This window comes from Bacteroides intestinalis DSM 17393 (genome assembly GCF_000172175.1).
In the GTDB taxonomy this organism is placed as follows: Bacteria; Bacteroidota; Bacteroidia; order Bacteroidales; family Bacteroidaceae; genus Bacteroides; species Bacteroides intestinalis.
On the sequence record NZ_ABJL02000008.1, the window covers coordinates 3,152,205 to 3,167,939 of the forward strand.

Annotated in this window: 9 protein-coding genes and 1 pseudogene; 3 read left to right on the forward strand and 7 right to left on the reverse strand. The window is 42.0% G+C overall.

The window, feature by feature from the left end:
• Positions 1–38 precede the first annotated feature (38 nt).
• The 3 genes and pseudogenes from rsgA to BACINT_RS22080 all read right to left on the reverse strand — a co-directional run.
• Positions 39–1,004, reverse strand: a pseudogene (gene rsgA, locus BACINT_RS22070) (ribosome small subunit-dependent GTPase A); the annotation flags it as partial.
• Position 1,005: 1 nt separating this feature from the next.
• Positions 1,006–1,818, reverse strand: a complete 813-nt coding sequence (locus BACINT_RS22075) for a class I SAM-dependent methyltransferase (protein WP_007667408.1) — start codon at positions 1,816–1,818, stop codon at positions 1,006–1,008.
• Positions 1,819–2,024: 206 nt separating this feature from the next.
• Positions 2,025–2,651 (reverse strand): HU family DNA-binding protein, encoded by a 627-nt coding sequence (locus tag BACINT_RS22080; protein ID WP_007667409.1) that lies wholly within the window; start codon positions 2,649–2,651, stop codon positions 2,025–2,027.
• A gap of 1,141 nt (positions 2,652–3,792) precedes the next feature.
• On the opposite strand from BACINT_RS22080, the gene BACINT_RS22085 reads away from it, so the two are divergent.
• From BACINT_RS22085 to BACINT_RS22095, 3 genes are all read left to right on the forward strand, one after another.
• Positions 3,793–4,728 carry a DMT family transporter gene (locus BACINT_RS22085; protein WP_007667415.1) on the forward strand — a complete coding sequence of 312 codons (936 nt, stop codon included), beginning with the start codon at positions 3,793–3,795 and terminating at the stop codon, positions 4,726–4,728.
• A 326-nt stretch (positions 4,729–5,054) separates the two neighbouring features.
• Positions 5,055–5,894 (forward strand): RteC domain-containing protein, encoded by an 840-nt coding sequence (locus BACINT_RS22090; protein ID WP_021967517.1) that lies wholly within the window; start codon positions 5,055–5,057, stop codon positions 5,892–5,894.
• A 110-nt stretch (positions 5,895–6,004) separates the two neighbouring features.
• A complete protein-coding gene (locus BACINT_RS22095; RefSeq protein WP_007667422.1) occupies positions 6,005–6,628 on the forward strand; it encodes a DUF1062 domain-containing protein in 624 nt (207 codons plus the stop codon).
• Here the strand turns inward: BACINT_RS22095 and BACINT_RS22100 are convergent.
• The 4 genes from BACINT_RS22100 to BACINT_RS22115 form a co-directional block, all read right to left on the reverse strand.
• Positions 6,587–7,207, reverse strand: a complete 621-nt coding sequence (locus tag BACINT_RS22100; RefSeq protein ID WP_007667423.1) for a CatB-related O-acetyltransferase — start codon at positions 7,205–7,207, stop codon at positions 6,587–6,589. The genes BACINT_RS22095 and BACINT_RS22100 overlap by 42 nt on opposite strands.
• Before the next feature lie 176 nt (positions 7,208–7,383).
• The gene (locus tag BACINT_RS22105) at positions 7,384–9,744 is read right to left on the reverse strand and encodes a glycoside hydrolase family 3 N-terminal domain-containing protein (protein ID WP_007667425.1); all 2,361 of its coding nucleotides are present in this window, start codon (positions 9,742–9,744) and stop codon (positions 7,384–7,386) included.
• A gap of 9 nt (positions 9,745–9,753) precedes the next feature.
• Positions 9,754–12,015: a GH92 family glycosyl hydrolase gene (locus tag BACINT_RS22110; protein ID WP_007667427.1), complete on the reverse strand. Its 2,262-nt coding sequence runs from the start codon at positions 12,013–12,015 to the stop codon at positions 9,754–9,756.
• 54 nt (positions 12,016–12,069) lie between these two features.
• Positions 12,070–15,732, reverse strand: coding sequence for a heparinase II/III domain-containing protein (locus tag BACINT_RS22115; protein ID WP_007667430.1), 3,663 nt, complete (start codon positions 15,730–15,732; stop codon positions 12,070–12,072).
• Between the last annotated feature and the right edge of the window lie 3 nt (positions 15,733–15,735).

Genomic DNA, 15,735 nt, shown 5'->3' on the forward strand with positions numbered 1-15,735 from the left:
TATTCTACTAAAAGAATACTGCACTGCCTAAATAGAAATTAGCGATCCGATTTAAGTTTCTTCACCTCCTCCACGAGTTTTGAAAAGGATCTATCCCTTTTACGCTTTTCATGTTCGGAAGTGGAGAAATGCCACACTTCCCGTCGAAGTTTCTGATAACTCTCATAAACCTTACGGTCCAATATACCACTACTTACCGCTTCTAAAACGGCACATCCGGGTTCGCTGATGTGCTTGCAATCCTTGAAACGACACGATACAGCATAATCGGAAATCTCCAACACCTCTGCAAGAGAATCGGTATCATCAATGGCCAAACCAAATTCCCGGACACCCGGAGTATCGATTAATACCCCTGAACCGTCCATCAATACCATCTCCCGACGAGTGGAAGTATGTCTTCCTTTTCCCGTGGACAGGCTGATATCAGACGTTAACAATACCGATTCCCCACAAAGCGCATTCACCAGAGAACTTTTCCCTACCCCCGAAGAACCGACAAACACAACCGTTTCGCCGGCCGATATAGACTCCTGCAATTGGAGAATCGTCTGAGGTTGATGGATACTTGTAAAAAACACCGGTATCTGACGGGCAATGTGCCTGATCTGTTCTTCGACTTTCTGCCTATCAAACCCTAAATCAGCCTTGTTAAATACCAATACAGGATTGATATTCTCTTCCTGCATCTGAACCATGAAACGCTCGGCTCTGCGAACATTGAAATTATCATCAAGACTTTGCACGATAAATGCCTTGTCGACATACGAGGCAATGGCCTGTTTGTCGGAAACCGTTCCGTTTTTCTTGCGATATAGCGTCCGTTCACGAGGCAGCATATCCACTATAATCCCTTTATGTTCGTCGAATGGTTGAAAAAGTACCCAATCACCGGTACAAGGGAGTTCAAAGTCTGATTTTCCATACATCATATTCCCCGTCAGTTCACACTGAAACAGACCGTTTTCTGAAACAACCTCGTAGCATGTACGGTGTACGAATGAATCATAGCTCTATCTTTTTTGCGATGAAAAATGTATAACCGTAGAATGCTTTATACTTGCTGTACAGTTCTTCTTCATCAAACTGAAGCGAACTGAATTCTTCAGCAATCTTATTTCCCGCATATTTATGAAGGAAGATTTTCTGAGCTTCAATCTTTGCAGCAAAGTAATGCTCTGTCCAGCAATTCTCCGGCAAAATAAATGTAGCGACGGGAAGATAACCAGCTTTGTGTATCTTGGCTATCTGATTGGGAATCGTATCTATTTCAGGATACGCATTCACCCAGAAGTCATTGATTTCCGCAGGACGCTCGTCAGTAAACCACGAACTTTCAGAAACGGCAATATATCCTCCCGGCTTCAAATATCTACGCCACTCATTCAATCCCCGTTCAAAACCAATATTATAAATGGCTCCTTCCGACCAGATCAGGTCTAATTCCTCACTCTGAAAAGGAAGGTTATCCATAGAACCGACAATGCCTTTCACTCTGTCCTGCAAACCTGATTGCTTTGCATTGTGATTGAAGATATCAATAAAGTCGGGAAAAAGGTCAAGTCCGGTAATCTGTCCGGTAATATGCCCGGCCAATACCATTGTCTGTCCTCCTGTTCCGCAACCGATGTCGGCGATAAGGGACTTGTCGGTAAGGCTATCTATAAAGCTCAGCGCTTTCAGTGTTACGTCAGGACTTCCGGGCCCTTGGCGTTCCATATTGGAGAAGAAGTCACAGATTAATTGAAGTTCGAAATCGTGAATTGTTTTATTTTCGTTACTCATTTTCTTAATGTATTTTGCATACACGGAAAGCATAACAATGCCTTCATCATTGTACGCAGATTAAACTTGAATTATAATAATAGAAAACTACTCTCGAAAGGAGTTATCCGAGAGTAAACGAAAGGACAATCTGTATCAAAAACACAGATTGTTTATTAAACCAAATCCGATTTAAATGTCTTTGTCATGGTGCAAAGATAAATAATATTTTGATTTACAACAAATTTCGTGTATTCTTTTCACCCCTTCTTCACATAAACCCTGTGTGCTCCACGTCCGGCAGTATCAATGCCGGAATCCGGGAGGGCCGCCCATTCTTTCAGTTCATTCGTAGCAGTGGTGCGCAACAACCCGGTCAATTGCTGATATTCGCTGACAGTAAGAAAAGAATGTGACTCCAGATACTTTACCGCCAGTGCCAAACGCTGCTCCGGAGCATACTTTTGCGAAGAACGACGGGTTTTCCAAGGCGCCCGCTCCAACAGGCAGCGACCGTTGATGCGATACACCAAACTCATATCTACACGGAAATTGACTTTGCCTACCACGATGCTCTGTGCATTGCGATGCTTCGCTTTTTCTCCCGCTTCTTCCCGCTCCTTGCCTGTGCGCAGCATCAAAGCCGGAGTGAAAGTTCCGATGTCATCCAGTTTAACGGAGCGTCCCTCTGCCATCTGATGCGACATTTCGATGGCAAGTTGCTTCACAATTCCTATTATATCACCCACATTGAAGCCGCTGCTTTCCGACAGGTTGCGTGCCAGTTGTTCTGTTGAAACCTGGTCTATCATTGCAAAGCGTGGATAGAGAACGCGCTCGCCCGTCTTGTGAATGTCGGGCATTTCTTCCATTACATAGTATGCCATATCTTTTGTTTATCAGACATTAATAAAAAAGTTGTTCGCCATTAAAAGAAAAGCTGCTTTACATTGGGAGAAAAGTTGCTTTACTTATACTGCAAACTTTAGTCAGAAGTTACGGTTTTATAATCAGAACTTTCGGTTATACAATCAGAAGGTATGGTTTTACAATCAGAAGTTTCGGTTATAGTTTTCTCTACGGCAAAGGTAACTTTTACTTTAATGTAAAGCAAGTTTTTGACAGGGATAAAGGAAGTTTTTAGCGAACCTGCCATGCAAGCGGCGTTTGACGGATATATAATGAATTCGGCCGATGAAGTTGAAGGAATGATTGAAAAGATAGCAATTTCGGACAACTTCTTATAAAAAAATCATAGGGCATGAATATGCTTATACATTTCTCCCCTATAGCTTTTCACAGTATAGGGGGCCCTATTGTTTTAAGTTCGTCGTAGTCAAGACTCATTTCGTCATAAGCAACATGAAGTTTGTCTAATAACTCTTTATTGAAGGATATTTCGATTTACCTTTACCTCCGTAACCAGGTACTTTCAGACAAATTAAGTAGACTAAATTAAACTAAGTGATAGTATTTTTATTTTCCGAACCTCCATCACCAAGGAGTAAGACATAACAAGAATTGGGATACTGTTTACACAATATCCTCAGATTCATAAACGGAATGTAGACTTTGAAGATTGGGAAAAGGTATTAAGGATAGAATGCCAGGGAATCACTCCGGCTGATGTTTCGGATATGCTACAGACCATCAATATTCACGCAACAGAGTTAGAGTGAAATTGATAAGAATGGTATCATAGGTGTCGGATATAATCACAAAATATTCCCTAATCATTCATTATGGAAAAAGGAGAGTTCTACCAGATTACAACAATTATATGTAAGATGCCAGTTCGGGGTTCAATACATAGTTCTGATAGATCACGGCACTTCATTTCCGCTCCATTAAAATCTATGTTCGTTCTTTGAAACATTTGAAATATAACCAGTTAAAATTCAGACATACAGCTAGGCAAGGAAAGAAAAAGCAAAAATTAAGAGATCTGTAATAATAATATATAAAGAAAAGATTTACCTTTGCTCCCCCTAAAAAAGAAAGCCAAAACTAAGAAATAATTTAGTGTTTATGAATACAAAAGTCAAAGGATATATATTGGGAGCCGTTGCTGCCGCCACTTATGGTATGAATCCCCTCTTTACCCTTCCGCTATATAGGGAAGGTATGAATCCGGATTCCGTTCTTTTCTTCAGATATCTGTTCGCCATTCCCATCTTGGGGATTATGCTCAAAGCGAGAGGCAGAAGTTTTAGTCTGAAACGGAAAGAAATATTGCCATTAGTCATACTGGGATGGTTGGTCGCCATATCTTCTCTTACCCTATTTCAAAGCTATAACTATATGGAAGCCGGTATTGCCTCAACGATACTGTTTGTCTATCCGATTTTGGTAGCACTGATTATGGCTGTCGCCTTCAAAGAGAAAGTCACATTACAAACAGTCCTATGTATCTTTCTGGCTTTAAGCGGTATAGGGTTACTTTATAAAGGAGGTGACGGTACAACCCTCAGTCTGGTTGGCGTTGGGTTAGTCATGGCATCAGCCCTCTCCTACGCTATCTATATTGTGGGGGTAAACCGGCCGATATTAAAAGACGTGGCAACACTTAAAGTTACTTTTTATGTATTGCTTTTCGGCCTGTCGCTTTTTTTAGTTCGTGTAGACTTCGGGCAAAGCCTGCACGTTGTCGATAAATGGTATTTATGGGGGAATCTGATTGCATTGGCTATCTTCCCTACAGCTATATCCTTTCTCTGTACGACGCAAGCCGTGCAATACATAGGTTCTACTCCTACGGCTATCCTTGGAGCTTTGGAACCTGTCACGGCTGTATTCTTCGGAGTAACGATCTTCGGGGAAAGCCTGACACCGAGATTGTGTTGCGGAATTGTATTGATCATCATGGCTGTGACGTTTATTATAGCCGGAAGCAATATTACGACGCATTTGGTACGGTTCAGGAAGTTGTTTCCACGATTACCGCTGAAGCACCCCAAAAAATAGACAAAACAAGCTATCTGTTAGAATATCCCTCCAAATCTACATTTTGACCATAGATTTAGGGGATTTACGAAAAAAGAACTATATTTGTTCCGAATTCTTAAAGCAGATATTTTGGGCACAATTCTTAAATTTGTTATTGCTTAATATTAGCCTCACAAACCACAGGCTAATTTCTTTCGTTTGAGTAATCCTACTCGGACAGGTTTTTCATTTTATCATTTTTAGTATTAACTACATTGTCTCTGCAAGGCAATTGTAATTTGCAATTCAGACTTTTAGCAGGTTTCGCAGCAACCGCCTGAAAGTTATGGATGCGCTGAATGCGAATGGAGAATTTCGTAAAGAACATTAAGCAAGATATAGAAGTAGAAATCAAAAGAATTGAGCAACAAGATATTGATATCCTTGATAAGATAAAGCAAATAGTCGGCTTCATACAGACTTCACTCGCCCGACTAAAAGCAACCGTTGCGGATTATCAGTTTATCAATTCCGAGGAGGAAATTCTTTTCTTTAAAGTCCGGAAACCACAAATATCCGGTCTACTGATATTTTATATCCGTCTGTATCAGATTGAAAAGAACCGGATTGGGAAATCACCGTCAGCTCAATATAAATATTTGAAGGAAGAATACGAAAGTCTGAAGAACGTCTCTTCAGACAAGAATTTCTATAACTATTATCAATCCGGTAAAACCGACTCAGATCATCTGTATTTCATGAGAAAGCATTATGATATCCTTGCGGATGTTCACTGTCACTCGTTGGACAGAGATACTTCTTTTTCCACTTTGCATGATTCCAGCGTAGCAGAGATCTTAGCAAATAAGCAACTCACCCATTATCTCTCCACAGAGATTGATGCATTATCGGAAAAACTGCATCTTAAGTTCACCTCCATCATAGAAAGTAAACTATTACAATGGACTGAAAGTAAAGTTTCATTAGTAGAATTCATTTATGCACTATATGCCGGAAAGTGCTTTAATAATGGTAACACGAACCTGAAAGACATTGCTTTCTGCTGTGAAGCTCTTTTTGATATTGAGATTGGTGATTTCTACCGGATATTTCTTGAAATCAGGAACAGGAAGAAGAGTAGGACACAATTTCTGGATAAACTGAAAGAGAAAATAACCCAAATGATGGACAAACTTGACAAGTAAACAAAGAATATTTCACTGCGTCTTGTGACATCTTGTGAATTATGCAAATAGCTAATATCCAACTTTGCCAAAAAATAGCTTAACCCGCAAAGAAAGATAATAGCTTATTTATGGAGACAACAATTACATGGGAAGTAAAGGCGAAGAATCCCCCTTTATTAATTAAGAAGTGCAGTCACTGCGATAGTAACCGATTTTATTGTAGCGACAAGTTCAGGATGAATGCTCAAAAGAAAAATATAGATGTATGGTTGATTTACAGATGCGTGAAGTGCGACAACACCTGTAACCTCACTTTGTTATCACGTAGTAAACCGGATTTGATTGACAAGACATTATTCCATAGCTTTTCAATGAATGATAAAGATACGGCCTGGAAGTATGCTTTTTCTACAGAAATGGAGAAAAAGAATAGCCTGAGACTGGATTATGGTAGCGTAGAATATGTAGTCGTTCCTGATACCTCATTTGAAGATTTGCTGAATCTATCCAATGAGGTTATCAAAATCCACATCAAGTGCGAGTTTGAGTTTGATCTCAAATTATCATCATTAATCAGAAGATGCTTCTCACTCTCTGCCAATCAGGTGAAACGTATGTTCGAAGATGGTATAATTATCATTTCAGGCAACAAACCACCCCAAAAACATAAGGTGAAAGATGGAGATATGATTCTGATACAAAAAGAAGAATTAGATAAGTCTGTCAACCGTTCCCTCCATGATATAGGGTAAGGATCGACGTATTTTCTCAACAGGCCAGTTCCACCATTGTATCTGTTGCAGCTTAGCGATTGTCTCTTCCTCAAATCGCATCCGTATTTTCCTGGCAGGTGTTCCTCCTACTATGGTGTAGGGAGGAACATCTTTAGTTACCACTGCCCGGGCTGCGATGACGGCTCCATCTCCTATATGCACTCCTGCCATAATAACAGCTTCATAACCTATCCAGACGTCATTACCTATAATGATATCCCCTTTATTATCCCATGCTGAGGCTACATTTTTCTTATTCAATCCCCATTCTTCAAAGAATAAGGGGAATGTGTAGTTGGACAAGGATCTCAATGCATGGTTGGCACTGTTAAAAAGAAACTTTGCCCCACAGGCAATGGAACAGAATTTTCCGATAATCAAGCGGTCTTGATTGATAGGATAATGATAGAGAACATTATTCTTCTCAAATTGGGTCGGGTCATTTACAAAATCATTGTATATGGTATAATCACCAACTATAATATTCGGATTATTGATAATGGTATTCAGATAAATAGTCTGATAATCATTGGTACGTGGAAATGTTTTCGTATTCATTGTAATTACTTCTTTTTGTATGTTTAGTATTTTAATATCTTGTGACGGAAACGGTCACAATTAAGTTGGGCAACAAACTTAACTATTGCCCTATCATACTAAACGAAGCTATTTACAAAGTTGCCATTTCATTGTGATTAAAGACTATGGTTCATATCGCATAGCAAAGGTAGCAATTATTTCACTTCAAACTTCCCTTGCAACCTAATATCTTGTGAAGAGCTTCCCACCATTACAGCAAACGTACCCGGCTCTACTACGAAGTGATTATCCTTATTCCACAATCCCAACTCTTGCGGGGTAAGTACGAAATCAATCACTTTTTCTTCACCCGGTTCCAGATGGATACGTTCGAAGCCACGCAATACTTTTACATATGTAGTCACAGAACTCATCTCGTCATGCAGATAAAGCTGAACGACTTCATCTCCGGCTACTTTTCCTGTATTCTTCACTTTACAACTCAGCTTCACACTACCTTGTACACCAATGACCGGATTCTCTATCTTTAAATCACTATAAGCAAAAGTAGTATAACTCAAACCATATCCGAAGGGATAAAGCGTGCCGGTAACACGTACAAAACCTTTTGAATCAGAACCTGGTTTAAAAGGAAAAGCAAAAGGTATCTGCCCTACCGAACGGGGAAAGGTTACCGCCAATTTACCCCCCGGATTGTAATCACCGAAAAGTACTTGTGCCACAGCATCTCCCATAAATTCTCCCGGGAACCAAGCATGTACAATACCCGGAATATAACGCTCAGCCCAGTTGATGGTGGCGACACGTCCGTCTACCAATAACAAGATCACAGGTTTGCCCGTTGCGTATACAGCTTGTAACAGTTTTTCCTGTCGTCCGCACAAATCCAGATTGGTACGGGAATATTCCTCACGCACCGTCTTCTCATTTCCTCCCAGTACCATGATGGCTACGTCCGATTCCTCTGCCAAGGTTACAGCCTCATCCATCATAGCCTGTTCTTCCTGATCCAATGGTACTTCGTAAAGCTCACTCTCCGGAAAATATTTATCAATAATGTCTGTTCCTTTTGCATAGCGAACCTCTGCATCAGGCAAATACTCTTTTATTCCCTGATATACCGTCTTTATCGGAGCATTAGCCGGACCATAACGACAAATCAAGTTCTGCACTTCATTCGCATTAGGACCAATCACTGCTATTTTCTTCAAATCTTTAGAGAGTGGCAGGATATTATTCTCATTCTTCAATAAAACGATAGATTCTAAAGCCGCTCTCATGGATACTGCCTGATGTTCCTTGCTATGCACCACCTTTTCAGGATGTTTGGCATCTCCCTTATAAGGATTATCAAACAACCCCATCCCAAACTTTACCCGCAATACATCTGCTACACGGCTATCAATAGTCTGCATGGAAACCTTTCCTTCACTAATAGCCTGCCGAAGCGGACGAATGAAGTTCTCGGGCAAAGTAAAGTTAGTACGCACATTCAGTCCCGCATTTACTACCTGGGCAGCTCCATCTACAGCATCTACAGCCACCTGATGCTTGGAATAAAGAAATTCTACCGCTTCACTGTCAGACACTACATAACCTTTGAAGCCCCATTCGTGACGAAGTATTTCAGTAAGGAAATGATAGCTTCCGGTAATCGGTTCACCATCATAGTCATTATACGAACTCATAACTCCCAATGCTCCGGCTTCGCAGAAAGCCTTGCGGAAAGGTTCGATATAAAGAGTCCGCATCTCGCGCGGCGCTACGTGTGGATCGGTACGGGTACCAGCATCACGCCCACCGACAGGGATACTATATACTGCAAAGTGTTTGGGAGTGGCAACCAACCCTTCTTGCTGAAGTCCTTTAATCATTCGCTTTCCAAGCTCTCCCACCAGAAAAGGATCTTCTCCATAACATTCTACTACACGTCCCCAACGCGGATCTTGTGCAATATCCAGAATAGGAGAATAAATATTAGTATAACCTAATGCCTTTGCCTCTTCAGCGGTGACCTGTGCTATTTCACTGATCAGTTCCTTATTCCAGGTAGCCCCCTGTCCGCACTGGGCAGGGAACATGGTGGCCCGGTCATGGCAAAGCCCGCGAATTCCTTCATTGGTAAAATCGACAGGTATTCCCAGACGGGTCTGTTCCACAAACCATCGCTGAATGGTCTGCCGATTTTCTACACTATTCACATAAGGATATGATAAAGAAGAACCGAAACGTCCCAAACCATTGGCCTGTTCATCTATATTGGCTATACCGTCCTTCCAGATTTCATCTTTCCACTTCTCAGTAGGAAGAGAATCTTTCAGTACACGGCCGGACCCGTACAAGGTAGCCATCTGACAAGTTTTCTCCTCCAAGGTCATCTGCGACAGCAGGTCTTGTACTCTTGCCTCTATCGGTGCCGAAGGATCTTCGTAGATATCCTTCACACCGTTCTTGTTAAAATCAATCCAGCCTTTCTTATATATACCGGGATTATTACCCGCATACACACCCGCACAAAGCGATACAGCAATACATAAAGCGATTCTTCTTTTCATAGCATCTTTTTAGTTTTCCATTTCAAATATTAGTTCTCCACCCTTCATCAAGTCGAAATGAGAGAATCTCGGTTCCGCCAAATCTTCACCATTCAACTTCATGGAGCGAATATACTTATTTTCCACACTATTATTCTTCGCTTGGATTACAAAATCTTTCCCATTACTCAAATGAATAGTCACTTTATCGAATATCGGACGACCAATTTCATAAACCGGACGGCCCGGACAGAACGAATAGAATCCCATAGCACTCAATGCATACCAAGCAGACATTTGTCCAACATCCTCGTTTCCGGAAAGCCCGTTAGGATCATTATGGTAGAGTGTACGAAGAATATGGTCTACTAAAGCCTGTGTCTTGCGAGGTGCACCGGCATAATTATAAAGGTATGGAATATGATGACTTGGCTCATTGCCATGTGCATACTGGCCAATCATTCCGGTAACATCGGCAGCGGCATTCGGATCACCCGTCAGTTCGGAACTTGTAGTAAACAACGTATCCAGATGTGCTTCGAAATATTTCTGTCCTCCAACCAGTTCCATCAGTCCTTCTACGTCCTGCGGCACAAACCATGCCCATTGCCATGCATTTCCCTCTACGTAATTACTGGGACGCTGCACGGATACCGGATCAAAAGGAGTAATCCAACTGCCATCACTCAGACGTCCCCGCATCAGTTTAGTTTCCGGATCGAAATAGTTCCGATAGTTCCTGGAAAGCTCCATATATTTATCATAAAGGTCTTTACGGTTATGCTCCTTCATCATCTGGGCTATCAACCAGTCATTATAAGCAAATTCCAGTCCTTGTGAAACAGAACCACCTACCTTATCGCAAGGAATATATCCCAGTTCATTCTTATATTTAATGGATACAGGCATCAGTTTCCCATTCAGAATCTGGCGTTCCATCATCGGCGTAACACCCGTAGTATCATATACCGATGAACGTATGCACGCTTCCAGTGCCTTCTTTACATCAAAATCGCATTGTTTCTTCATCATAGCATCAGCAATGACAGAAACGGCATGGTAACCGATCATAGTACCGGTTTCATTAGAAGCCAGTTCCCATTTAGGCAAGATGCCACCTTCATCATACTTACGAAGCAGGGAACGAATGAAAGCCTGATTCTGCTCCGGTGTAACAATGGTATAGAGAGGATGAGCTGCACGGAAAGTATCCCAAAGAGAGAACACCGTATAATTTGTATAAGAAGCATCCTGCTTAATCTCATGTCCCATTGTACGGTAACGTCCGTCTACATCGGATGCCAGGCTCGGCTGTATGAATGCATGATACAGTGAAGTGTAAAATACAGTACGGCTATCATTATCTGAAGTTTCGATATCAATCTTTCCAAGGGCTTCATTCCAGACAGTATTTGCCTGTTTCATGACACCTTCAAAGTCCCAATTGGGGATTTCAGCCTCTACATTCAATCTAGCACCCTCTTCGTCCACACTTGAGATACCTACCTTTGCCAATACGCGTCCGTCAGCAGGGAGATTTCTAAAACTCATCACTGCCTTAGCGGTATTGACTGTTACCGATGTACTATCCGATTGATACTCAGTTCCCGAATACAATTTATAATCAAACGGACTGGAAAACACTGCATAGAAATATACATAGTGATGCTTAGCCCAGCCAACAGTATATTTCATTCCTGCTATGGTAGAATCATTTACCACACGAATCTGAGTAACAGGATGCTGATGACCATGAATGGTAGGTTCCATATCCACAATCAGACGAGCATCACTTGCCTTAGGGTAAGTATACCGATGCAGGCCTGCACGCAAAGTAGCGGTCAGTTCCACATTGATAGAATCATCCTGCAACAGTACTTGATAATATCCCGGCCGGGCACTCTCTTGTTCATGCGAGAAACGAGAACGATAGCCTTCATCCGGGTTTTCTGCTGTCCCGGCAATCAAAGGTTTCTCACCGACTACAGGCATAAAGAGTATATCGCCATAATCTCCAATACCCGTTCCACTAAGATGGGTATGGGTAAAGCCCATGATAGAAGTATCGTCGTAATAATAGCCGGAACAAGCATCCCAGCCTAAGAGACGGGTATCCGGACTCAACTGTACCATTCCATGGGGTAAAGTTGCACCAGGGAAAGTGTGACCATGTCCACCAGTCCCTATAAATACATTCACGCTATCGGTATACTCCTTTGGGAGATCCTGTTCTGCACAGGAAAACAATCCGATTCCTGAGGCCAACAACAGCATGCAGAGTTTATTCTTCATAAAATTATATGTTTTTGTTATAAAAGCAAATATTTATATGTTAACAATCAGTCGTTACTTGATACGTGTAAGATTCCAATTAGCTTCAACCTTCATAGCCTTCCCTTTCATGCGGATAATCAGTGGATAACAAGGCTTTACTGCTACATCTCCCGCACCCGGTCCATCTTTAACGGTTGGATTGGCCGGTATCCCCGAAGCCTCGCCCAATACCACTTCCATCACTTCTCCCTCAGGAATATCGAATTGTACGGAAGCAGAAGAAGTGCGGCAAGTAAAACCAGATTTATGAGGATAGGAGAAAATATTATGAATCCGTTCATGTACCTCGCTGCCTGTCAATGTAGTTGCTGTCGGCTGTCCATCCATAAGCGGTTTCTCATTGAACAGGATGACATATTCGTATAAATGAGAAGAATCGGATGTACAAGTATATACATCTTGCAAATGTGTACCTTTTAAGTCCAGGCTCCGTTTCATCCTGACTCCGGGATAAGCTGTAGTGGTTTCTGCCTCAGCATATCCTCCGTCAGAACGGGGATTGAACTTCAAAAGTTTACCCACACTCCTTTTCTGATCCTTAGCATCCACAGTCACCGTATTGTGCGAAAGAGTACGCTTATACCATTTCAAATAATCCGGAACTCCATAACCGGAAGTTCCGAAGTCAGATACCAGCTCATTCTTACCATCATGAATCGTAATGGAAAGTTTATCCGGATGACCGTGTCCGATACCTTCTCCACCAAATTTCAATACAACGGTGCGTGTATCACTACGTAATAAGCAGAAACCGGAAGTATCAAATGAATAACTCTTCTGTAACAGACTCTCTTCGGATGCTTTTATCAACTGGTTACTTAGCAAAGCTTCGGGATCCAGTCTCTTTTTCTGAGCATAAGTCAGTTCCAGTACACGTTTCAGGAAAGGATCGTTATACCGGGCATTTCCTACTTCATACAAAGCTGATTGAGACAGAAGATTAGCCCCATACCATCCATCACTATGTGCAGGGAAAGATAAATCTGGATATGTACCCTTTACCGGTTCCACAAACATATCGTGCAAATCCTTATCAAACAGTTTTATCCCCCGGCATTTTACTGCATTAGCCGTGAACAGCAAGGCTTCCAACGGATAATAATGATAATGGGGAGACCCCTCGTTTATCCAGCCGTCGCTATTTTTATGTTTTCCAATCAGGTAATGGTAGCCATACTTATCCTTATTGATTGCTACATCGACAATAGAATCATTTTCCAAAGCAATGCCTAAGGCAGCCAATCCACTATTATGCCACATCTGCCAGTTAGCTCCGGCCGGACGATGCAACAATAAAGTAGCAGCAGGTTGCAGATATCCTTCTTCTATCGCTTTGACCTCCTCTTTCGACAAAACAGGTTTAATAGCCATATAGGCCATTGCCACTTTAGTAGCCCAGTTAGCTTCATCCAGACTCTGAGCAAATGCTTTTCCACTATGTTGATCCGTAGCTTTCCTGCCGGAGTTATGCTCGAACCAACCGGCATACTTACCTGCATAATCCAATAACATGGTACGGATATAATCAGCATATTGTCGTTTTCCGGTGGCCAGATAAAGGTACATACACTGATACATATAATCTCTGTTCAGCATGTGTACTTCATAAATCCACGCCCAGTCATAACGATTGTTTCCAATCCACTCTTTATCGCAAGCCGAGCAATATTGTGCCAAAGGCTTATCCCAACGGAAAGTAAATTGCAGATTATGTACGGGACAGAAGTAATCATGAAAATGTCCTCCTTCTTCTTTAGGTACTTCCAGCGAATGCTTACGTCTTTCTTTCACTTTCTGTTCCAAATCGGCTATGATTTTCTTTCCCCACTGTGTTTTTGCCGATGAGCGAATAGCAGCAACGTCTTCATCAGAGAAGAAATAAAAACCTTCGTTACCTTTCTTGGCTATAATTGACCAATCGCCGGAATAATAAGCCTGATTCAACAAACGAAGTTTCGCCTCATCTCCCTGCCGGACAAACAGATTCTCCAAATCCTTATATAAATAGAATTGCAACCAGTAACCACGGTTATATTTCTCGCGAGTAGTGGAGGCTTGCATCCATTTAGCATACCAAAGAGGCTCTACTCCATATTGGCGTGCCACCTGAATGGCTTGTCCGGCATTCTTCCAGATACCTTCCGACATCCGTTTACCTAACGCTACATAATCATTATAGGTAAATTTTGAAATATCAATCACCTCACAGGTGTCGTCAATACCCAGTTCTTTAAAGTCAATCACGGTCTCCATCTTTGTATCACCATCGAGGTCATATTCAATATGATCGAAGAAACCATTGTTGTCACGGTCACTATAAAGTACAGTAGCAAAGCGCTTCGGGTCACGGAAGTCCATCCACATACGATCCCATCCCTGGAAGTATTCCGCATTCTGGTCGATACGCCAAACACCTGTTTCCGCCCCATACAAGTGCAGGCGACCGTCAAAATGACTGATATAGAGTTGAGCATTACCCGAATTATCCATGTCCCACTCACCTCGGTCACCAGCGGCATCACTCTGTTTATTATTATCTATTCCCCCTTTATTCCATCCTACTTTAAACGGATCCTTAGGATCATAAAACTCTACACGTTCCCAACGGCTGCAATCGTCATCTTCATCATATACAAAGTTTATACGGTTCCATTTGCCACGCTGGAAGATGAGTTCCTGTGCACTGTCGTGGTCGGGATAAATCAGTTCCGTCAACTGGCGATAGCGAGGATCCATAAAGAACTTATCAGCCTCCGGCATTCCACGCAGGTTTTTAATGGGGTGAACCTGATCCATATAATCGAATCCTTCTCCCTGGAAACCAATCGTGAAATCAAAGTCAAACTCATTACCGGTAGTATTATCATTATCAATGTCTACAGCAAGCGAAACCCAGTCTACGCGTCCTTCTACCTGACGGTTCACATAACTATTAGAGGAGGCATTCGGATCATGAATTTTCGGAGAATCTAATAAACGGATAGCCATTTCTGTCCTATTATCCTTATCCGGATCATAGAACAGGAAAGGGTTCTCCCAATTCAAGCGCAAATCCTTCATATCATACGTAGAAGTATGTATCTTCATGAAAGCAGACTGACCACTATAGTCCTCATAGAAATCGGACAAACCGCTACGATCCCAACATTGAAGAGTAAAGTTATTCCAATTAATATAATTGAAAACATTATCATGATCTAAATCGAGCATAATCATGTAATGCCCGTTGGGCCATACTTCTCCCGTACGTTCTTTCGGATACTCTACAACAATCTGCATGTCCGCCTTCCCGTCTCCATCCGTATCCACCCAGTCGATAATCAAGTCGCCCTGACCTCCATAAATGCCATCTTTGTTGCGGTCAATCAACAGGCAATCATTCACCATATCACCTTCCAGGTCCCCTTCTTTCATATTGCCGTCATCATCCAGCCACAAGATGGGTATATCGTTGTGGGTGACAGACTTAATAGCATCCGGTTTCCCGTCTCTATTCAGGTCCAGATACTCCGGTTTATAGCCGGAGGGCGGAGGCGGCAAGCGTAGAGGCATCAATTGGGTACGTAGGTTCCAATAGTTCTTCTTTGTCTCTTGTGCCCAGCTTTTCCCGGCTACTCCTACCCAAAGGAACAGAACGGCACAAGCTATTTTAAATAAATCTCTTTTGTTTTTCATGAT

Excerpts from the sequence above, each read along its gene's own strand:
- BACINT_RS22110 (WP_007667427.1), bottom strand. The coding sequence starts at position 12,015 with ATGAAGAATAAACTCTGCATGCTGTTGTTGGCCTCAGGAATCGGATTG.
- BACINT_RS22080 (WP_007667409.1), bottom strand. The coding sequence starts at position 2,651 with ATGGCATACTATGTAATGGAAGAAATGCCCGACATTCACAAGACGGGC.
- BACINT_RS22105 (WP_007667425.1), bottom strand. The coding sequence starts at position 9,744 with ATGAAAAGAAGAATCGCTTTATGTATTGCTGTATCGCTTTGTGCGGGT.
- BACINT_RS22095 (WP_007667422.1), top strand. The coding sequence starts at position 6,005 with ATGGAGACAACAATTACATGGGAAGTAAAGGCGAAGAATCCCCCTTTA.
- BACINT_RS22075 (WP_007667408.1), bottom strand. The coding sequence starts at position 1,818 with ATGCTTTCCGTGTATGCAAAATACATTAAGAAAATGAGTAACGAAAAT.
- BACINT_RS22090 (WP_021967517.1), top strand. The coding sequence starts at position 5,055 with ATGGAGAATTTCGTAAAGAACATTAAGCAAGATATAGAAGTAGAAATC.
- BACINT_RS22100 (WP_007667423.1), bottom strand. The coding sequence starts at position 7,207 with ATGAATACGAAAACATTTCCACGTACCAATGATTATCAGACTATTTAT.
- BACINT_RS22115 (WP_007667430.1), bottom strand. The coding sequence starts at position 15,732 with ATGAAAAACAAAAGAGATTTATTTAAAATAGCTTGTGCCGTTCTGTTC.
- BACINT_RS22085 (WP_007667415.1), top strand. The coding sequence starts at position 3,793 with ATGAATACAAAAGTCAAAGGATATATATTGGGAGCCGTTGCTGCCGCC.